Origin of the sequence: Nitratireductor soli (genome assembly GCF_001050155.1) — a bacterium.
GTDB lineage: Bacteria > Pseudomonadota > Alphaproteobacteria > Rhizobiales > Rhizobiaceae > Nitratireductor > Nitratireductor soli.
The window spans coordinates 199,095-217,450 of record NZ_LFVY01000011.1 but is presented as its reverse complement, the minus strand read 5'-3'; the positions used below and the strand labels follow the sequence as shown (position 1 = coordinate 217,450).

Here is an 18,356-nt window from a genome sequence, read left to right as displayed (position 1 = left end):
ATCGGGAACATCTCAGGGGAGCAGGTCACAGCCATCGAACATCCCGGCCTGCGCCCGGGCGGCGAGGAAAAGCGCGCTCGGGACGAGGATCAGAATGCCGTTGGCGGCGATGAACGGCATGCGCCTGCGCTTGGCGCCGACCAGGCCACCGCGTGCTTTGCCGGACAGAATATGCCCCGTGCCGCCGGCGGCCGCCAGGGCCGGGATCAACACGAGGAAACCCCAGGGGATCGTCGTCTTGACGGCGACCACCCATGCCGCCACGCCCGAAAGTTCGGAGGCTGCGGTGGACAGCCAGAAGGCGACAATCATGACAAGGGCGAGCGTGGCTGCTACGGGATGGATGATCTTGAGCATAATGGGAATCCATATTTGACATCATAATGTCATTTAGGAATAATATTGTCAAATGAAAAGACCCGACGATGCCTCGCGCGGCGCGGCCCTGACCGACCTGGTGCTGGACCTGTTCCGGCTGAACTCCCTGTTGCTGATCACGGGGGATCGCCTTGTCGCCGATCTCGGCCTGACCAGCGCGCGCTGGCAGGTTCTGGGAGCGATCGCCCAGGCGGATCGCCCGCAACCGGTGGCCTGGCTCGCCCGTGACATGGGGGCAAACCGCCAGAACGTGCAACGCATCGTCAACGATCTGCATGCCGACGGCATTGTCGATTTCGCGGCGAACCCTCATCATCGCCGCGCCAAGCTCGTCATCCTGACCGAGCGTGGCAGAAAGATCTACGACGAGGCCGTCGGGCGGTGGACGCCGCTGGCGAGGGACCTGGCGGCTGGACTGTCCGGCGTGGAGATCGAGGCCGCGCAGCGTCTCATGAAGACGTTGCGTGAAAGGCTCGAGGGCTTGAGCGAAGACAAACCGGATGCGCTTGTCTAGGTCCTGACCCTAGGCCGGTTCATCGTTTCGTGGAAACGCTGTCCCGCTCCATCTCCTTGTTTTTCCGCCTGCATCCCGCTCTGACCTGCCGTGATCTGGCGTCCGGTCCCGCAAGGCTCTTGCAGCGAATGCATTTTCATCCTGATCCCGGTCAAACCGGCTTGCCGGCGCGATGCATCCTTCCTATATTCGCCCTGTTCTCAGGGCGGGGTGAAAGTCCCCACCGGCGGTATGCGGCATGAGCCGCGAGCCCGCGAGCGCCTTCCCTCGGGAAGGGTCAGCAGATCAGGTGCGATGCCTGAGCCGACGGTCATAGTCCGGATGAGAGAGAACGTGCAGCCGCTCCGCGCCGGTTTTGCGTGTTGGAGTGCTGTCCGTGATCGCCTTGGGTGACGTGTCCGTTACGAAAGGAGATCACGATGACACACACCCGCTATGCATTCATCAAGGCCAATTGGCATGCCGATATCGTCGACCGGGCGCTGGAAGGATTCTGCGCGCTGATTCCGGCCGAACAGGTCGATGTGTTCGATGTTCCAGGCGCCTTCGAGATGCCGCTCCTGGCGCGCGATCTGGCCGCATCCGGCCGCTACGCCTGTGTCGCCGCCGCCGCCTTCGTCGTTGACGGCGGCATTTACCGGCACGAATTCGTCGCGCAAGCCGTCGTCGACGGACTGATGCGGGCGGGGATGGATACGGGCGTGCCCGTCCTGTCCGTTTCGCTGACCCCGCATCACTACCAGGAGACGGAGCACCACACGCGCATCTACCGCGAGCACTTCGTCAAGAAGGGCCGCGAGGCCGCACAGGCCGCGCTGACGATCGGCAAGACGCGCGCTGCGCTGGCGGCGTGAAGCGGCAGCGCCGAATCGGGTGCATTTAAAGATCACGAAAACAATGACTTGCCGGTGCAGGCGGAATCATTTTCTCCGCCTGCGGCCATAGCTTTTATGCGGAAAAACAAGGAAACAGAGCGTCCTTGTGTAGCATCCGACACCGTACACGGCACAAGCGCCGGCACGCCCCTCATCCGCCTGCCGGCACCTTCTCTCCGCCAGCAGGGAGAAGGAGGATAGCCACAACGTCCATGCCTCCCTCTCCCCGTTCACGGGGAGAGGGTGAGGGGCGAGCGCCAACGCTTGCGTCGATCAGCGCTGATTGTGTGCTGCCGCCAATGCTTCGGCGAAGGCTTCCTCGAAACAGGCGATCTCGTTCTCCGGGCCGACGCTGACGCGGATGCAGCGGTCGAGACCCGGCGTTGCCGGTTTGCGCACGAAGACGTCGCGCGCCAGAAGCCCGTGCATCACCGCCTCGGCGGTTTCCTTGCCGCCGCAATCGATGGCGACGAAATTGGTCGCCGATGGAATGGCCTGCAATCCGTGCGCCTCGGCGATCCCCGCAATGCGCGTCCGGCAGGCGCTGATCCTGTCCAGGGTCGCCGCCAGATAGGCCCGATCCTCGAGCGCCGCCAGGCTCGCCGCCTGGGTGATGCGCGGCATGCCGAAATGATTGCGGATCTTGTCGAAGGCGCGGATCGCCTCGGCCTCGCCGATGGCATAGCCGCAGCGCATGCCGGCCAGCGCATAGGCCTTTGAGAAGGTGCGCATGCGCAGCATGTTCGGGCGGCTGGTGTCGAACGGGGGCAGGGCCGATTTGGGCGCCGTCTCGCCATAGGCTTCGTCGAGCACGAGCATGGTCGTTTCCGGCAGGCTGGCGGCAAAATGGGCGATCTCGTCGCCCTCCCACCACGTGCCCATCGGGTTGTCGGGATTGGCTAGGTAGACGAGCGGCGCGTTCTCGCGGATCGCCGCCTCGCGCAGCCCCTGCAGATTCTCGCGATCCCCGTCATAGGGAACGGTGACCAGGCGTCCGCCGAAGCCGACGACGTGATAGTTGAAGGTCGGATAGCCGCCGAGCGAGGTGACGACCGGCGTGCCGGGGCCCACATAGAGCCGGGCGATCAAGCCGAGAAGCGCGTCGATGCCTTCGCCGACGGCGATGTTCTCGATGCCGATGCGATGTTCGTTCGCCAGGGCGCGGCGCAGGTCGAGGCTCTCGGGATCGCCGTATTTCCACACATCGCCGGCTGCCTCGGCCATCGCCGCGATGACGCGCGGCGAGGGGCCGAAGCCGTTTTCATTGGCGCCGAGGCGGGCGCGGAACGGTCGGCCCATGGCGCGCTCCTGCGTTTCCGGCCCGACGAAAGGCACGGTGGAGGGGAGCGACTGGGCAAGCGGGGTGAGCGGCGGGCGGGAGATCGGCATGCGTCGGCATCGGCACTGTTGGTTTCACACGGCGCGACCCTACAGCAAGCCACGGAAGAGTGAAATCGCTTTTGCGACAGCGGTTTGCAGTCGGGTGGGATCACCTGACGGGCGCATGAATGCGGGAAAACCAATGGATAGGGCGGATCACAAGGGATGCGGCCGGCGCCGGCGAAAAGCCGGGTGCAAAAAAACAAGGCCCGGGAAAACCCGGGCCTTGCTGCATCGAAAGAGGAGCTTTCGATTAGAAATCGCGCTGGATGCGCAGGAAACCAGACCACTGGTCCGGATCCACGACGCCGCCGACGATGCCGTCATACGAGGAGTAGGTGACGGCCAGCTTGGCGTTCAGGTTTTCGACAACCTGGTAGTCGATCGTCGTGCCGAGCTTCCAGCCATCGACGCCCGAACTGCCGTGGCCGATGTCGCTGTAGTACGAACCGCCCAGCGAAGCCTTCAGCTTCGGCGTGAACTTGTAGCCGAGTTCGGCAGCAAGCGACCACTCTGCACCAGGAGCGTTGACGGCGCTGGCGGAGTAGGTCGAGATGTCGTCGAACGGATCGACCGAGTAGTAGCCGACGCCGCTTTCGTACTGAGCGAGCACGCCCAACCACATGCGGTCGGACAGGTTCGCCTTGACGATGCCCTTGACGGCGAATTCTTCACCCGTTGCGTCGTAGGCGGCATAGAGGTCTGCACTGCCCCAGCCCTGGCTTACGCCCAGGCGGCCAACCACATTCGGCGTCCAGTCGTAGTTCCGGTCCGCTTCTTCGAGCGACAGCGAGGCCGTGAAGCCGTTGCCGCCAACGAAGGTGTAGTTGATGAAGTGAACGCGGCTGTAGGGGAAGAAGCCGACATCCTGCTCACCCGAAAGACCGGTATCCCAGATCGAGTCGTTCAGACCCATCGAGAGGCCGCCCAGCGAGATGATCGCCTGCTGCAGGTTCACACCCGAGTTGGTGATGCCCTGCGAATAGGCGTCGCCGTCGTTCAGGCCGGGGGTTGCGACTGGGCTGCTGTTACGGCTCGTTCCGCGGAACTTGATGAATGCGCCGAGCGTGCCGTATTCGGTTTCCGAACGGGCGTCGATGTTGAGCTCGCCGCGGGCATACTTGTCCCAGCCGTCGGTATCGCCGAGGTCACCGCTGGTGAAGCCCATCTGGTAACGGACCATGCCGCTGATCTTCAAGCAGGTCTCGGTGCCGGGGATGTAGAAGAAGCCTGCGCCGTAGACGTCGCAGATGCGGACGTATTCCATCGCTTCCGGCTCGGGAATGACGATCGGATCGGCCGCCTTGGCGCCGGTCGCAGCGGCCATCAGGGCCGCGGAGCCAATCAGAAGGCTCTTGAGTTTCATTTTCTGACCTCCAGTCAAAGTTCTAAATACGGGTCTGGGTATTTTTGCTGAAGGACAGCGTTCCCTGCCCCATCCCCAAGAAATGAAAAGTTTGCGCTTTCGCGCCCCTTTCCGATCCCGACATTACTCATGGGGATCGCCGGTTCAACCGCGATTGCGCGGCAAGGGGCCCTGGCGGCATGCTATCCGGATCGCCTGTTGCACAAATGACACGATCTGGCGGGTCGGGAAAGACTTTCTTAACATCTGGACGCCGCCGGAACCTGGTTCCAACCCGGCTTTCGCCGCAAAACATCCGTTCCGCCGTGCGAATCGTGGATAGCGAAGCGCGGTGCGGCCCTGGACGCCAGCACCGATTCCCTTGACCCATTCCCGCCGCCGGCCCGCCTCCGGATGCGTAGCGCAACGAGAAAATCATCCCGCTTGCGCGAATGGCCCCTATAATAGAGTGACGAAAGGCGAATGCATGTTGATTGTCCCGCGGGTTTTCTTTATCCAGCCATTCGCCGGAGAGGTGGCCGAGTGGTCGAAGGCGCTCCCCTGCTAAGGGAGTAGACCCGGAAGGGTCTCGTGGGTTCGAATCCCATCCTCTCCGCCACCCTACGCCTTCGGCTTCGGGTGGCGGGCCACCTGATTTCCAGAATGCCATACACCTGAATCCCGAAGGCGATTAGGCGTAGGAGTGTCTCCCGAAGTTCCGATCTGGAGCGTAGGGAGGCAGGCATCATGTGGTACGTCTATTTCCTTCAACTCGCTAATGCCGATATCTATGTGGGATCAACGAACGATCTCCACCGGCGGGTCGAATCGCATCAGCGTGGGCAGGTAATTTCGACCAAGGCGCATCTGCCAGTCGAATTGAAATCCTATGTGGCCGTAAAGACTGAAGGAATCGCACGCAAACTGGAAAAATACTTCAAATCCGGCTCAGGAAAAGCAGTTGCCAATAAGCGGCTGTGGTGAGCGTAAAGGTGGGCCTTCCAATCTTTCCTGGCCTTGCCCCTATCCCTTTCAAATCCGGCCTCAACAACACACCGCAGCCATGGCCGCGATTCTGATCTCTGGGTTTTTCCCCTTATTTTCAAATAGATATACATTCCACGCAGCCGGTTAAGCGAAGCCTCTTGAGCATAGTTGTCACGATTCTGACTGGAGGTCAGAAAATGAAACTCAAGAGCCTTCTGATTGGCTCCGCGGCCCTGATGGCCGCTGCGACCGGCGCCAAGGCGGCCGATCCGATCGTCATCCCCGAGCCGGAGGCGATGGAATATGTGCGCATCTGCGACGTTTACGGCGCAGGCTTCTTCTACATCCCCGGCACCGAGACCTGCCTGAAGATCGGCGGCTATGTCCGTTATCAGATGGACTGGTCCGAGGGTGACGATGACTCGGGCGCCCTTCTCGGCGGCACGATCGGCGGCGGCACCTTCTCTGACGACTCCGGCGGCTGGCGCAAGCTGGCGCGCGCCAACGTCACGATCGACGCCCGTTCGGAAACCGAATACGGCACGCTCGGCGGCTTCATCGAGCTGCGCGCCGACGCCTATTCCGGCGTTTCACGTCTCGGCCTGCCCGCTGATTATGCTCCGTTTTCGCTCAACGGCCTCACCCGTGGCGCCTACCTGAACCAGGCGTACATCACGCTCGGCGGCTTCTTCATCGGTTACAAGACCACCGTTTGGGATCAGGGTCTGTCCGGTGAGTACGACAAGGGCGGCTTCGACAGCGCGGTCCATTCGGTCGGCTATACCTTCGTTCCGGGCAACGGTGTTTCCGTGTCGCTCGCGCTCGAAGAGCACGACTACAACTATGACTACACGCCGAACGTGGTCGCCAAGGTCGGCCTGTCCCAGGGTTGGGGTTCGCTCGCTGGTTTCGTGGCATACGACGCCACGGCCGAAGAGTGGGCAGCCAAGGCATTCGCCAGCGTCAAGGCAACGCAGCAGCTCACCCTCGAACTGCTCGCCACCTATGCTTCCGACGCCAACGTCTACAGCGTCGGCTATGACTACTCGCTCGGCGGTCACCTGAAGTACGCCGCATCTCCGAAGCTGAGCATCGGCTTCGGCGGTCAGTATTTCGGCGACAAGCATGGCTCCAGCGCGGATGACTGGGCGCTCGGCGGCGTGATCGACTACGCTCTGGTCCCGAACCTGAACACCAAGCTGGCCATCAACTATGTCGACGGCGACAGCTATGCAGACGGCTCGTTCAGCGGCTTCCTCCGCATCGACCGCTCGTTCTAAGCCAGGCGCTTAGATGGACTTCGAAGCCCGGCGAGCTTTCGCCGGGCTTCACACCCGGAATTCTTCATCGGCGCGCGGGCGTCACGTGGTCTGATCAAGGCCGTGTGGAGAGGTTTGATGAAGAAGACCGGCTCGGCTTTCGAGCAGTACGCACCCTTCGGCGAAACGGCTGCGTTTCGTCCAAAAAATCATCTCGGTCAACGCATTTCGAACAATCGGCCGGGAATGTGCAGAAAACTGTGGACCTTCCTGAGCGGACAGCATTAGTATCCTTTTGGGGACTTTAGTACGTTTGGGGAAACTGAGATTTTACAGCTTCAGGGGTGGGGCGGGACTCAGAGGGATACCGAAAGTAGAAGCATAACGCGTCCGGGAAATTACCCAACATGAGTTTGGTAATCGATTCGGATGGCGAGTGGAATCTATCGGTTTCCCGCTATTCGGTAACGTTTGGCAGCGAGCGCATTCGGCTCGTTTCTGAGTTTAGTTTGAAAGAACTCTTCGCAAAGTATGCTGACATACTTTGGGAGCCGGGAAAACATAGATATAACGTCACTTTCTTCATCGGTGAGCTCGACGAGCTCATGATGGGAAGGCGCTTTAGCGCATTCAGCCAGGAAACGCTTGACGACCTGGTTGGCAAATTGCGCGCCCGCGGAAACAGCAACGCGACCATCAACAGAAAGATGGCCGCGCTTAGCAAGCTTCTGCGTAAGGCGCACAAGATGGGCGATATCCACAGCTTGCCGGAGTTCCGGCGTCAGAAGGAGCGGTCGGGGCGCATTCGTTTCCTCTCGCGTGACGAGGAGGAAATGCTGTTCTCGTCCATCCGGCGGCGCAATGAGGACATGGCCAGGCTGTCGGTTTTTCTCGTCGACACGGGATGCCGCCTCGGCGAGGCGCTAGGCCTCACCTGGAACGATGTGATCGACGGCCGTGCCAGCTTCTGGATCACCAAATCGGCACGCGCCCGTTCCGTTCCGCTGACCCAGCGCGCGCAGAAAGCCGTCGATATTCCAAAGGACGGCGCCAAGGGCCCCTTCGCCATGCTGCGCCAGGCGCAGTACCGGACGGTGTGGAACGAGGCGAAAGCCGAGATTGGCCTTGCCCAGGACGATCAGGTGGTGCCGCACGCGCTGCGCCACACCTGCGCCTCGCGCCTCGTGCAGGGTGGCATAGACCTGCGCCGCGTGCAGATGTGGCTCGGACACCAGACGCTCACCATGACCATGCGCTACGCGCATCTGGCCACCAGCGATCTCGATCCATGCGTCACCGTCCTGGAGGGTTGCAAGAGGCTCGGTGGCAAGAAGCGGTGAGGGACGGAGTGGTGGATGCGCCTTCCGCAGGCTGCCCTACCGCTCCGCCCGCGCGATGAACGCCGCGATCCGCTTCGGCAACTCGCCCGTCTCCAGCAGGGGCGCGTGCCCCTGCCCGTCGACCGTTATCTGTTCCATTGCCGGGTGGCGCTCGGCCATTTCCGCCAGGGTTTGCGCCGAAAGCAGGCGCGACCTGGCGCCGCGTATGGCCATCAGCGGGATGGCGCCGAGCCCGTCGAACTGCGGCCACAGCGTCGGCAGGGGCTGGTCGAGATCGATGGCACGCAGGGGCTTCAAGAGCCCGGGATCGAAATCGGCCACCAGCCGGCCGTCTTTTTCCCGGTAGAGCGCCGCGGCGAAACGTTGCCAATCCGCGGCGTCGAGCGCCGAAAAATCGGCCCCATGTGCCGCTTTCTGGATCTCCACCGCCTCGGCGAGCGTTTTCGGTTTCGGCGCGCGCTGCAGATAGGCGCGGATGTGCGCCAGGCCGGCGCCTTCGACCACCGGGCCGATATCGTTGAGAATGACGGCCTTGAGCAGGGAAGGGCGCATTGCCGCCAGAACCATGATGATCAGCCCGCCGCGCGACGTGCCGATGAATGCGCCATGCTCGATGCCCATGACGGCGAGGCCAGCCATGATGTCGGCCGCCTCCACCGCCACGTCGTAGCGTTTCCAGTCGGGATCATGGTCGGAAAGCCCGCGCCCGCGATAATCGAAGGCGATCACCGGGCGCGGCCGTCTTTGATCCTGCGAGAGCAGCATCGCCAGCTCGTGAAAGTCACGCGCATTGCGCGTCAGACCGGGCAGGCAGATGACGGGCAGCCCGTCCCTGGCTTCGTCCCCGCCATAGTGCCGGGCATGCAGCGTCAATCCATCCTGCGCGGAATAGAAGATGTCGCGAAAATCGCCTTCGGCCACGAATGCCCCCGCTTCTGTCTTGCCCGATCAGCTTATACCAAGGGAGACAACTATTGACCGGTCAGATCGGTCAATAGTTGTCTCCCTTGGTATTAGGCGAGGGCGCGGCTGATTTGAAGTGCGGCTTCAGCCGCCTGCCGCCAGATCCGCCGCGATGTCGACGCGGCCGGATAGCCGCATCTTGTAGACCTGGTAGTTTTCCATCACCCGCTGCACATAGTTGCGCGTCTCGGCAAAGGGGATGCGCTCGATCCAGTCGACGACCGCCTCGATCGGCTGTCCGCGCGGATCGCCATAGCGCTCGACCCACTCTGCGGCGCGCCGTGGGCCGGCATTGTAGCCGGCGAAGGTCAGCACATAGGAGCCGCCGAACCGCTCGAGCTGCTCGCCAAGATAGGCCGAGCCGAGCGTGGCGTTGTAGGCCGTGTCCTGCGTCAGCCGGTCACGCGAATAGGGCAGGCCGCTCTTGCGCGCCATCTCCCTGGCCGTTCCCGGCATCAGTTGCAGCAGGCCGCGCGCGCCGGCCGGGGAGACGGCCGTGCCGTTGAACTCGGTCTCCTGGCGCGCCACCGCATAGGCGAGCGCCTTGCGCGCCGAGGGGATCGACGCCTGGGCGGGGATCGCGCCCAGCGGATGCGCCAGCGCGCCGATATCGATGCCGCGCGCGGCGGCGATCTTGCCGACCCTGAGCGCCAGCATGTGGTTGCCGCGCTGCTCCGCCATTGCCGCAAGCAGCGCCAGTTCGCCGGGGCTGGTCAACTCTCCGGCCAGGTCGCGGTAGAGGCTGGCCGCGCGCCAGGCGTGGTCGGTCGCCTCCAGACGCTGGATGGCGCGCACCGTCTCGCGCCGGGAAAACGTCTCGCGGTCCTGCGCCGTGGGGCGGGGATAGGCGGCCGACAGGGTCGACCGGCCAAGCTTGGCGGCGGCCAACTGGCCGTAGAACGCTGCGCCGTAGACGGCGGCGCGTTCGTAATGCTCCGTCGCCGTGCCCGGTCCGCCGGCTTCGGCGGCACGGCCGAGCCAGTAATGGGCGCGCGCATTGGAGATCGGTCCTTCGGCGATCTCGGCGATGCGGGCGAAATGCGGCGCGGCCGCCTTGGCGTCGTTCAGGGCGCGCAAGGCGTACCAGCCGGCATGGAACTCCGCATCGGCGGCCCTGGCCGGGGTTTCGGCAGAATGGGCGGCGGCAAGACGATAGGCGGTTCTGGCGTCGCCGATGTCGAGCAGCTCGCGCGACAGCACCCGGCGTTCGATCCACCATTCGTCGGGGTCGACCAGCGATGCGGCGTCGCGCGGCGCCGTCAGCATGACCGTCGCGGCCTCCCGAAAGCGCTCGCGCCGGCGCAGATAGCGCGCCTTGGCGAAGATATAGCCGGCGCTTCGCTGTTCCTTCGGCACCGCGTCGAGCAGCTTGCCGGCGTTCTTGTCGCCGCGGATGACGGCGGCCCAGGCGCTTGCCAGCGCTTCGCCCCGGGCAAGCTTGGCAACCCGTTCGGCCGAGCGCACCCGGTCGTCATACAGCATGCGCTCCATGCGGAAACGGTGGTCAGCGGTCGTGACGAGCGCGCCGAATTCGCCGATGAAGGCGATTTCCTGTGCCGCCTCGAGCTTTTCCTGCCGCCAGAAGGGCGAAAGCACCGCTCGCGCTGCCGCCGGCTCCCCGAGCGCCGCCTGCGCCCTTGCCAGCGCCATCGCGCCCTCGAACGTCTGCGGTGGCGTGTCGCCAAAAGCCTGCAGCACCGCTTGCGGCGGCGGATTTTCGCGGTGGAGCGCCCGTTCGCTGTGCGCGCGCAGCGTCGCCATGCCCGGCCAGCCCGCCAGATCCTGCGCCGTCGTGGCGATCTCGGCGCTCGACAGTCCCGCATTGCCCGACAGGGCGATGGCCCAGGAGAGAATGCGCCGCTCCAGCTCGTTGCGTGCCATGCGATCGCGCAGTTGCCGGGCATCGGCGAGATTGCCCCGCGACAGCGCGTCGAGCCCGTCGCTCATCGCCTTGACGTCGCCGCCGCTGCCGGGAATTTCGGGCCGTACGGTGGCCGTCCGGGTGGTCTGGTCGATGGCCGCTTCCGGCGCCGAGACGCGGTCCGGCCGGGCGAACGGGGTCGGCGCCAGGGGCGGCAATTCCACCGGCGATTGCGCGAACACGGTTATCGGCGCGAGCGCCAGGAGCGCGGAGGCAAAGGCAAACGTGGCTTTCATGCGGCGGCGGTTTCCCTGGCACCCAGGCATGCTGTGTGCCGCGACTGTATCGGATACGTATAAAGGCTGTATTAACCAGTGGACGCCGGACCCGCCGGCGTGTCTTCGGGCAGACAGCTCTATCCGGGCTTCTTGCAGCCTGGACATGGCAAGACTATGGTGCGCCGCCCGATCTTCGGTTAGAAGCGTGCGGCGGCGGCTTTTCGCCGGCACGAAGCAGCAATTCACTCAGGAGTTCGCCATCATGTTCAGGGGGTCCCTCACAGCGCTTGTGACGCCGTTCGGCAAGGATGGGAGCCTGGACGAAAAAGCGTTTCGCGCGTTCGTCGAGTGGCAGATCGCTGAGGGCACGAGCGGGCTGGTTCCGGTCGGCACGACGGGCGAATCGCCGACGCTGAGCCATGAGGAACACCGCGAAGTGGTGCGCCTGTGCGTCGAGGTGGCGGCCAAGCGCGTGCCGGTTATCGCCGGCGCCGGATCCAACTCGACCCGCGAAGCGGTGGCGCTGGCGCAATATGCCGAAACGGTTGGCGCCGACGGCGTCCTGGTCGTGACGCCGTACTATAACAAGCCCAGCCAGCGTGGCCTGTACGAGCACTACGCCGCGGTCGCTCGCGCCACCGGCTTGCCGATCATCATCTACAACATCCCGCCGCGCTCGATCATCGACATGACGCCGGAGACGATGGGCCGCCTGGCGAAGGATTTCTCCAACATCGTCGGCGTCAAGGACGCGACCGCGAAGGTCGACCGGGTCAGCGAGCAGCGCGCCACCTGCGGCGCCGATTTCATCCAGCTGTCCGGCGAGGACGCCTCGGCACTGGGCTTCAACGCCCATGGCGGCGTCGGCTGCATTTCGGTGACCTCGAATGTCGCGCCGCGGCTGTGCGCCGAATTCCAGAAGGCGTCGCTCGAGGGCGACCGCGACCGGGCGATCGAATTGCAGGACCGCCTGATGCCGCTGCACAAGGCGCTGTTCATCGAGCCCAATCCCGGCGGCGCCAAATATGCCCTGGCGCGCCTTGGCCGTATGGAGAACGTCCAGCGCCTGCCGCTGGTGCCGATCGAGGCAGAGACCGCAGCGCGCATCGACGCCGCGCTGAACCATGCGGGCCTCATGAACTGACGGGGTAGCCCGCAGTTTTTCAAGATCATGGCCAAGGACAAGAATCCCAACCACAAGACCGTCGCCGACAACCGCAAGGCGCGTTTTTCCTACGAGGTGCTCGACACGCTCGAGGCCGGCATCGTCCTGGCTGGAACCGAGGTCAAGTCCCTGCGCGAAGGGCAGGCGAACATCCAGGAATCCTATGCCTCCATCGAGGGCGGCGAGTTCTGGCTGATCAATTCCTATATCCCGGAATATTTCGCCGGCAACCGCTTCAACCATGAGCCGCGCCGCAAGCGCAAGCTGCTGATCTCCAAGCGTGAAATGGCCCGCCTCGGCCAGGCGATCGAGCGCGAGGGCATGACGCTGGTGCCGCTGAAGCTGTATTTCAACGAGCGCGGCCTGGCGAAAGTGCAATTGGCCGTAGCGCGCGGCAAGAAACTGCACGACAAGCGCGAGACGTCCAAGCAACGCGACTGGGATCGTGAGAAGGCGCGGCTGTTGAAGCAACATGGGTGAATGAGCGAATAGCGAGTAGGGGAACGAGAAGCTCCGCATTCCCTCTTCGCTATTCGCTATTCGCTATTCGCTAAGAAATCCCTCACCGCCGCGAAAACCTCCGCGAACATCGCCTCCGTCAGCCGCCCGGTATTGGTGTTGTAGCGCGAGCAATGATAGCTGGAGAACAGCGTCAGGCCCGCCACATCCTGGCGACCACCATGGCTGAACGGGTGCGCTGCGACGCGTCCACCGAGCGCCCGGACCGTCGACTGATGGGCGATTACGCCAAGCGTCACGACAGCCTGGAGATTGGCGAAGCGCTGCAAGGCAGGGGTGAAGAAATGCGTCCTGCAGGTGTTGATCTCCGCGCCGACCGGCTTGTTTTCCGGCGGGACGCAGCGCACCGCATTGATGATGGCCGTATCGACCAACGCCAGCCCGTCATCGGGGCGGGCCGCATAGCGGCCGCTTGCGAAGCCGAAACGCAGCAAGGTATCGTAGAGCAGGTCACCGGCATAATCGCCGGTGAATGGCCGCCCGGTGCGGTTGGCGCCGCGCAGGCCGGGCGCCAGCCCGACGATCAGCAGTCGCACCTCTTCATCGCCTGCATCGGGCGCGAAGACGGGGACAGGCCCATTATGCCAGCCAGGCTCCCGGCCACGCCATCCGGCGATGAAATCGTGCAGGCGGGGACACAGCGCGCAATCATGCGGCGGCTCGTGGAGCGCTTGGGCAGAACTCATAAATCGTCGAAAGGCTCTTCTTCCTGAGGCTCGACCTTGCGGACCGGCCGCTCGCTTATCGCACGGCCGACGATTTCGCGCAACGAGGCGAGGTCGATGAAATTGTCGGCCTGACGCCTGAGATCGTCGGCGATCATCGGTGGCTGCGACTGGATGGTCGACACGACGCTGACTTTGCGTCCCTTGCGCTGCAGGGCTTCCACCAGGGTGCGGAAATCGCCGTCGCCCGAGAAGATGACATAGTGGTCGACGATGTCGGACAGCTCGAGCGCATCGATCGCCAGCTCGATATCCATATTGCCCTTGATCTTGCGGCGGCCGGCGGAATCGGTGAACTCCTTGGCCGGCTTGGTCACCACCTTGTAGCCATTGTAGTCGAGCCAGTCGATCAGCGGGCGGATCGAGGAATACTCCTGGTCCTCGATCAGGGCAGTGTAGTAGTAGGCGCGCAGCAGGTAGCCACGCTCGCGAAAGCTGCTGAGCAGCTTTCGATAGTCTATATCGAAACCAAGCGCGCGCGATGCCGCGTAGAGATTGGCCCCGTCGATGAAAAGGGCAATTTTCTCGCGTGGATCGAACATCGGCAAAAATCCTTTGTCAAAAAGATCGTATCGCAATGGCACCATGCCGACACGTTGCAAAAACGGTTCAAATAGCTATCACTTATGATGAAATAGCGCTGGAATATGATAGTTCCAACCAATAAATAGAATCGTTGTAAATTCAAGCCACGCGGCTGCCAAACCCACGAGGAACCGGGTTTTGCCGATTTCGCCATGACGATGCCGCATTTGCGTGTGCGTGCTGCCCGGCAATCGCTCCGCGCGCTTGAATTTTGCCGGCGTTCGGGCTATGGACCCGCAAGATTCCTTCACAGATTTACGCATGAAAGGGGCACCGCATGGCCCGTGTGACCGTTGAAGACTGTATCGACAAGGTGGACAACCGGTTCGACCTGGTTCTTTTGGCCGGCCATCGCGCCCGTCAGATATCCCAGGGTGAGGCGATCACCATCGACCGCGACAACGACAAGAACCCTGTCGTGGCGCTGCGCGAGATTGCCGACGAAACCCTGTCGCCGGGCGATCTGAAGGAAGCGCTGATCCATTCGCTTCAGAAGCATGTCGAAGTGGACGAGCCGGAAGCCGATCTGCCGGTCATCAGCGAGCCGAGCCAGTCGCCGGCCGACGCCGTGGCGGAGGTCGAGGAAGAGGTGGTTTCGTTCGACCGCATGAGCGAAGAAGACCTGCTCGCCGGCATCGAGGGCCTCGTCGCGCCGGAAAAAAGCGACGATTTCTGATCTGGAGGCATTGCCGGGCGCGGCTGTCTCTTCCGCGCCGGTCGTTTCCTGCCTATCTTGAACATGCGCCGTGCGCCACGCGGCGCATGTTTTGCTTTGCGTAGCCAATAATAACGAGGAAACCGCCCATGATGCGTCAATACGAGCTTGTCGAGCGTGTCCAGCGCTACAAGCCTGACGTGAATGAGGCGCTTCTCAACAAGGCTTATGTCTACGCGATGCAGAAGCACGGCCACCAGCGCCGCGCTTCCGGCGACCCCTATTTCTCGCACCCGCTCGAAGTGGCGGCGATCCTCACCGACATGCACCTGGACGAGGCGACCATCGCGGTCGCCCTTCTGCATGACACGATCGAGGACACCAGCGCCACGCGCGACGAGATCGACGAGCTGTTCGGCCCCGACATCGGCAAGCTGGTCGACGGCCTGACCAAATTGAAGCGCCTCGACCTGGTGTCGAAAAAGGCGCACCAGGCCGAAAACCTGCGCAAGCTGCTCCTGGCGATCTCCGAGGATGTGCGGGTCCTTCTCGTCAAGCTCGCCGACCGGCTGCACAACATGCGCACGCTCGACCATGTGCCGGAGGCCAAGCGCCTGCGCATCGCCGAGGAGACGATGGAAATCTATGCGCCGCTGGCCGGTCGCATGGGCATGCAGGACATGCGCGAGGAGCTGGAAGAGCTGGCCTTCCGCTATATCAATCCGGAAGCCTTTCGTGCGGTCACCGGGCGCCTGGCCGAGTTCTTCGAGCGCAACCGCGGCGTCATCAAGGCCATCGAGGAGGCGCTGTCGCACCTGTTCGCCGAGCATCACATCAAGGCGGTGGTGAAGAGCCGGCAGAAAAAACCCTGGTCGGTGTTTCGCAAGATGGAGACAAAGGCGCTGTCGTTTGAACAGCTGTCCGACATTTTCGGCTTCCGTGTGCTGGTCGACACGGTCGAGGATTGCTACCGGACGCTCGGCATCATCCATTCCACCTGGTCGATGGTGCCCGGCCGCTTCAAGGACTATATCTCGACGCCGAAGCAGAACGACTACCGCTCGATCCACACGACGATCGTCGGCCCGTCGCGCCAGCGCGTCGAACTGCAGATACGCACCTTCGAGATGCATGGGATTGCCGAATATGGCGTCGCCGCCCATTCGATCTACAAGGATATGGGCGGCAAGGTGAACGGCGCCGACCACAAGATCTCGCGCGACACCAATGCCTATGCCTGGCTGCGCCGCACCATTGAGGCGCTGTCGGAAGGCGACACGCCCGAGGATTTTCTCGAGAACACCAAGCTGGAACTGTTTCAGGACCAGGTGTTCTGCTTCACGCCGAAGGGACAATTGATCGCCCTGCCGCGCGGGGCGACGCCGATCGACTTCGCCTATGCGGTGCACACGGATGTCGGCGACACCTGCGTCGGCGCCAAGGTCAACGGCCGCATCATGCCGCTGATGACCGAACTGAAGAACGGCGACGAGGTGGAGATCGTCCGCTCCAAGGCGCAGGTGCCACCGGCCGCCTGGGAAGCGGTGGTCGTCACCGGCAAGGCGCGCGCCGCCATCCGCCGCGCCACCCGCAACGCCATCCGCAAGCAATATTCCGGCCTTGGCGCGCGCATTCTGGAACGCGCCTTCGAGCGCGCCGAGAAGACGTTCTCGCGCGACGCGCTGAAACCGATCCTGCATCGGCTGGGCCGGCAGGATGTGGAAGACGTGCTGGCCGCCGTCGGCCGCGGCGAACTGTCCTCGCAGGATGTCGTGCGCGCGGTGTTTCCCGACTACAAGGACGAACGCATCACCCAGGCGCCGAAGGAGCGCGAGGAGGGCTGGTTCAACCTGCGCAACGCCGCCGGCATGTTGTTCCAGATCCCTGGCCGCTCGTCGCGCAAGGCCAAGCGCGCCAAGGGCGGCGACCAGACAAAGGGGCAAGGGCCCCAGGGGCCCCAGGGGCCCCAGGGGGCCCAGGGGGCCTTGCCCATTCGCGGCGTGTCGGGCGACTTGCCGGTGCGGTTTGCTCCCGAGGGCGCGGTGCCGGGCGACCGCATCGTCGGCATCCTGCATCCAGGCTCCGGCATCATCATCTATCCGATCCAGTCGCCGGCGCTGACGGCGTTCGACGACCAGCCGGAGCGCTGGATCGACGTGCGCTGGGACATCGACGAACACATGAAGGAACGCTTTCCCGTGCGCCTCTCGGTGACGGCGATCAACGAGCCGGGCTCGCTGGCCGAAATCTCCCAGGTGATCGCGGCGAACGATGCCAACATCCACTCCCTGTCGATGGAGCGCACGGCGCCCGACTTCACCGAGATGCTGTTCGACCTGGAGGTATGGGACCTGAAGCATCTGAACCGCCTGATCCTGCAGCTCAAGGAGACCGGCTGCGTCAGCGATGCGCATCGGGTGAATGGGTGACATCTTTCCATCGGTGGCCGCCGCGCGGCGATTCCGCCTGACCGCAAAATGCTATAAGAGGTTCGGGCGCGAAGTCGTCCGACGGGGTGTTCCATGGCCAATGATATTCGTACTGCGCGTCTCGCCGTCCTGATCGACGCCGACAACGCCTCGGCGAAGATCGCCGATGGCCTGTTCGAGGAAATCGCCAAAATGGGCGAGGCCAGCGTTCGCCGCATCTACGGCGATTTCTCGAACACCCGGTCGAAGGCGTGGGCGGACGTACTATCGAAGCACGCGATCATTCCACAGCAACAATTCGCCTACATAACGGGCAAGAACGCTTCCGACATCACCCTGGTGATCGACGCCATGGACCTCCTGCACAGTGGCCGTTTCGACGGTTTTTGCCTCGTTTCGTCGGACAGCGATTTTACCCGCCTGGCCGCGCGCATCCGCGAGCAGGGCATCGACGTGTTCGGTTTCGGCGAGCAGAAGACACCCGAGAGCTTCCGGCAGGCATGCCGGCGGTTCGTCTACACCGAAAACCTGTTGCCGGGAGCTGTCGCCGACGCGCCGAACGCAGGCTCATCGAAGAAACCGCTGCAGCCCATCGCCAAGGCGACCCCGATCCTCAGGAAGGTGCTTGCCCAGATGGAGCCGGATGACGGATGGGTGGCTCTCGGCGCGCTCGGAACACAGCTTGCCAATCTGGCGTCGGACTTCGATCCACGCACCTATGGCTTTCGCAAGCTCAGCGATCTGGTCCGCAAGACCAATGCATTCGAGATCGACCATCCGGAAGGCGGTGTTCTGAAGATCCGGGAAAAACGCAAACCTGGAAAGCAGGTTTGAGCCGAGCCACCTGACGCCGTTTGCCGCCGCATTTCCGCCCAGAGGTAGCGCTAGTGGTCTGACCGAAACAGATGGTACCCATCTGTTTCGACAAGTCAGCCCACCAGCTATTGATCTGGTGGGGCGATTTGTCCTGACAGATGGGTACCATCTGTCAGGATCGCACCACTAGGCGTGCCGTGTCCGCCGGTCAGCAGAATTTCCGCAACGGGCGACAGGCGCTTCCCTTGCTCATTGCGGCCCGGCCTGCCTATATCCGGAAGG

General features: G+C 63.3%; 18 protein-coding genes, 1 tRNA gene and 1 riboswitch. Of the genes, 12 read left to right on the top strand and 7 right to left on the bottom strand.

Annotated features, from left to right (window positions below):
* Window positions 1-12 precede the first annotated feature (12 nt).
* Window positions 13-357, bottom strand: coding sequence for a hypothetical protein (locus tag AB843_RS15595; protein ID WP_053086137.1), 345 nt, complete (start codon window positions 355-357; stop codon window positions 13-15).
* A 52-nt stretch (window positions 358-409) separates the two neighbouring features.
* Here AB843_RS15595 and AB843_RS15590 point away from each other — a divergent pair, with 52 nt between their 5' ends.
* Both AB843_RS15590 and AB843_RS15585 read left to right on the top strand, forming a co-directional pair.
* Window positions 410-892 carry a MarR family winged helix-turn-helix transcriptional regulator gene (locus AB843_RS15590; RefSeq protein ID WP_048647778.1) on the top strand — a complete coding sequence of 161 codons (483 nt, stop codon included), beginning with the start codon at window positions 410-412 and terminating at the stop codon, window positions 890-892.
* Window positions 893-1,084: 192 nt separating this feature from the next.
* Window positions 1,085-1,229: riboswitch (FMN riboswitch) on the top strand.
* An 82-nt stretch (window positions 1,230-1,311) separates the two neighbouring features.
* A complete protein-coding gene (locus AB843_RS15585) occupies window positions 1,312-1,746 on the top strand; it encodes a 6,7-dimethyl-8-ribityllumazine synthase (RefSeq protein WP_048647777.1) in 435 nt (144 codons plus the stop codon).
* A 294-nt stretch (window positions 1,747-2,040) separates the two neighbouring features.
* Here AB843_RS15585 and AB843_RS15580 read toward each other — a convergent pair whose 3' ends face one another.
* Together AB843_RS15580 and AB843_RS15575 are read right to left on the bottom strand one after the other, a co-directional pair.
* Window positions 2,041-3,156, bottom strand: a complete 1,116-nt coding sequence (locus AB843_RS15580; RefSeq protein ID WP_048647776.1) for a pyridoxal phosphate-dependent aminotransferase — start codon at window positions 3,154-3,156, stop codon at window positions 2,041-2,043.
* Window positions 3,157-3,400: 244 nt separating this feature from the next.
* Window positions 3,401-4,513, bottom strand: a complete 1,113-nt coding sequence (locus AB843_RS15575; RefSeq protein ID WP_048647775.1) for a porin — start codon at window positions 4,511-4,513, stop codon at window positions 3,401-3,403.
* A 508-nt stretch (window positions 4,514-5,021) separates the two neighbouring features.
* Here AB843_RS15575 and AB843_RS15570 point away from each other — a divergent pair.
* From AB843_RS15570 to AB843_RS15555, 5 genes are all read left to right on the top strand, one after another.
* Window positions 5,022-5,111: transfer RNA gene (locus AB843_RS15570), tRNA-Ser, on the top strand.
* A gap of 128 nt (window positions 5,112-5,239) precedes the next feature.
* Window positions 5,240-5,476, top strand: a complete 237-nt coding sequence (locus AB843_RS15565) for a GIY-YIG nuclease family protein (RefSeq protein ID WP_048647774.1) — start codon at window positions 5,240-5,242, stop codon at window positions 5,474-5,476.
* 200 nt (window positions 5,477-5,676) lie between these two features.
* Window positions 5,677-6,759, top strand: coding sequence for a porin (locus tag AB843_RS15560; RefSeq protein WP_048647773.1), 1,083 nt, complete (start codon window positions 5,677-5,679; stop codon window positions 6,757-6,759).
* Window positions 6,760-6,876: 117 nt separating this feature from the next.
* The gene (locus AB843_RS25625) at window positions 6,877-7,026 is read left to right on the top strand and encodes a hypothetical protein (RefSeq protein WP_157384526.1); all 150 of its coding nucleotides are present in this window, start codon (window positions 6,877-6,879) and stop codon (window positions 7,024-7,026) included.
* A gap of 119 nt (window positions 7,027-7,145) precedes the next feature.
* Entirely contained in the window at window positions 7,146-8,078 is a 933-nt protein-coding gene (locus AB843_RS15555) for a tyrosine-type recombinase/integrase (protein ID WP_082143855.1), read from the top strand.
* Between the two features lie 36 nt (window positions 8,079-8,114).
* On the opposite strand, the gene AB843_RS15550 is transcribed toward AB843_RS15555, so the two are convergent.
* Together AB843_RS15550 and AB843_RS15545 are read right to left on the bottom strand one after the other, a co-directional pair.
* Window positions 8,115-8,999 carry an alpha/beta fold hydrolase gene (locus AB843_RS15550; RefSeq protein WP_048647772.1) on the bottom strand — a complete coding sequence of 295 codons (885 nt, stop codon included), beginning with the start codon at window positions 8,997-8,999 and terminating at the stop codon, window positions 8,115-8,117.
* Window positions 9,000-9,125: 126 nt separating this feature from the next.
* Entirely contained in the window at window positions 9,126-11,198 is a 2,073-nt protein-coding gene (locus AB843_RS15545; RefSeq protein WP_048647771.1) for a lytic transglycosylase domain-containing protein, read from the bottom strand.
* Between the two features lie 244 nt (window positions 11,199-11,442).
* On the opposite strand from AB843_RS15545, the gene dapA reads away from it, so the two are divergent.
* Window positions 11,443-12,324: a 4-hydroxy-tetrahydrodipicolinate synthase gene (dapA, locus tag AB843_RS15540; RefSeq protein WP_048647808.1), complete on the top strand. Its 882-nt coding sequence runs from the start codon at window positions 11,443-11,445 to the stop codon at window positions 12,322-12,324.
* A 27-nt stretch (window positions 12,325-12,351) separates the two neighbouring features.
* Window positions 12,352-12,825 carry an SsrA-binding protein SmpB gene (gene smpB, locus AB843_RS15535; RefSeq protein ID WP_048647770.1) on the top strand — a complete coding sequence of 158 codons (474 nt, stop codon included), beginning with the start codon at window positions 12,352-12,354 and terminating at the stop codon, window positions 12,823-12,825.
* Between the two features lie 56 nt (window positions 12,826-12,881).
* Here the strand turns inward: smpB and AB843_RS15530 are convergent, their stop codons facing one another.
* Together AB843_RS15530 and AB843_RS15525 are read right to left on the bottom strand one after the other, a co-directional pair.
* Complete coding sequence (locus AB843_RS15530) at window positions 12,882-13,550, bottom strand: uracil-DNA glycosylase (protein WP_048647769.1); 669 nt, start codon at window positions 13,548-13,550, stop codon at window positions 12,882-12,884.
* Window positions 13,547-14,131 (bottom strand): LabA-like NYN domain-containing protein, encoded by a 585-nt coding sequence (locus tag AB843_RS15525; RefSeq protein WP_048647807.1) that lies wholly within the window; start codon window positions 14,129-14,131, stop codon window positions 13,547-13,549. The genes AB843_RS15530 and AB843_RS15525 overlap by 4 nt, the downstream gene beginning before the upstream one ends.
* Before the next feature lie 320 nt (window positions 14,132-14,451).
* On the opposite strand from AB843_RS15525, the gene rpoZ reads away from it, so the two are divergent.
* The 3 genes from rpoZ (at window position 14,452) to AB843_RS15510 (ending at window position 18,092) form a co-directional block, all read left to right on the top strand.
* Entirely contained in the window at window positions 14,452-14,850 is a 399-nt protein-coding gene (rpoZ, locus tag AB843_RS15520) for a DNA-directed RNA polymerase subunit omega (RefSeq protein WP_048647768.1), read from the top strand.
* 128 nt (window positions 14,851-14,978) lie between these two features.
* A complete protein-coding gene (locus AB843_RS15515; protein WP_048647767.1) occupies window positions 14,979-17,258 on the top strand; it encodes a RelA/SpoT family protein in 2,280 nt (759 codons plus the stop codon).
* 93 nt (window positions 17,259-17,351) lie between these two features.
* Window positions 17,352-18,092: an NYN domain-containing protein gene (locus AB843_RS15510; protein WP_048647766.1), complete on the top strand. Its 741-nt coding sequence runs from the start codon at window positions 17,352-17,354 to the stop codon at window positions 18,090-18,092.
* Window positions 18,093-18,356 lie beyond the last annotated feature (264 nt).

Bases quoted from the DNA above. Each gene is read 5' to 3' on its own strand.
- AB843_RS15595 (WP_053086137.1), bottom strand. From the start codon at position 357: ATGCTCAAGATCATCCATCCCGTAGCAGCCACGCTCGCCCTTGTCATG.
- AB843_RS15590 (WP_048647778.1), top strand. From the start codon at position 410: ATGAAAAGACCCGACGATGCCTCGCGCGGCGCGGCCCTGACCGACCTG.
- AB843_RS15585 (WP_048647777.1), top strand. From the start codon at position 1,312: ATGACACACACCCGCTATGCATTCATCAAGGCCAATTGGCATGCCGAT.
- AB843_RS15580 (WP_048647776.1), bottom strand. From the start codon at position 3,156: ATGCCGATCTCCCGCCCGCCGCTCACCCCGCTTGCCCAGTCGCTCCCC.
- AB843_RS15575 (WP_048647775.1), bottom strand. From the start codon at position 4,513: ATGAAACTCAAGAGCCTTCTGATTGGCTCCGCGGCCCTGATGGCCGCT.
- AB843_RS15565 (WP_048647774.1), top strand. From the start codon at position 5,240: ATGTGGTACGTCTATTTCCTTCAACTCGCTAATGCCGATATCTATGTG.
- AB843_RS15560 (WP_048647773.1), top strand. From the start codon at position 5,677: ATGAAACTCAAGAGCCTTCTGATTGGCTCCGCGGCCCTGATGGCCGCT.
- AB843_RS25625 (WP_157384526.1), top strand. From the start codon at position 6,877: ATGAAGAAGACCGGCTCGGCTTTCGAGCAGTACGCACCCTTCGGCGAA.
- AB843_RS15555 (WP_082143855.1), top strand. From the start codon at position 7,146: ATGAGTTTGGTAATCGATTCGGATGGCGAGTGGAATCTATCGGTTTCC.
- AB843_RS15545 (WP_048647771.1), bottom strand. From the start codon at position 11,198: ATGAAAGCCACGTTTGCCTTTGCCTCCGCGCTCCTGGCGCTCGCGCCG.
- dapA (WP_048647808.1), top strand. From the start codon at position 11,443: ATGTTCAGGGGGTCCCTCACAGCGCTTGTGACGCCGTTCGGCAAGGAT.
- smpB (WP_048647770.1), top strand. From the start codon at position 12,352: ATGGCCAAGGACAAGAATCCCAACCACAAGACCGTCGCCGACAACCGC.
- AB843_RS15530 (WP_048647769.1), bottom strand. From the start codon at position 13,550: ATGAGTTCTGCCCAAGCGCTCCACGAGCCGCCGCATGATTGCGCGCTG.
- AB843_RS15525 (WP_048647807.1), bottom strand. From the start codon at position 14,131: ATGTTCGATCCACGCGAGAAAATTGCCCTTTTCATCGACGGGGCCAAT.
- rpoZ (WP_048647768.1), top strand. From the start codon at position 14,452: ATGGCCCGTGTGACCGTTGAAGACTGTATCGACAAGGTGGACAACCGG.
- AB843_RS15515 (WP_048647767.1), top strand. From the start codon at position 14,979: ATGATGCGTCAATACGAGCTTGTCGAGCGTGTCCAGCGCTACAAGCCT.
- AB843_RS15510 (WP_048647766.1), top strand. From the start codon at position 17,352: ATGGCCAATGATATTCGTACTGCGCGTCTCGCCGTCCTGATCGACGCC.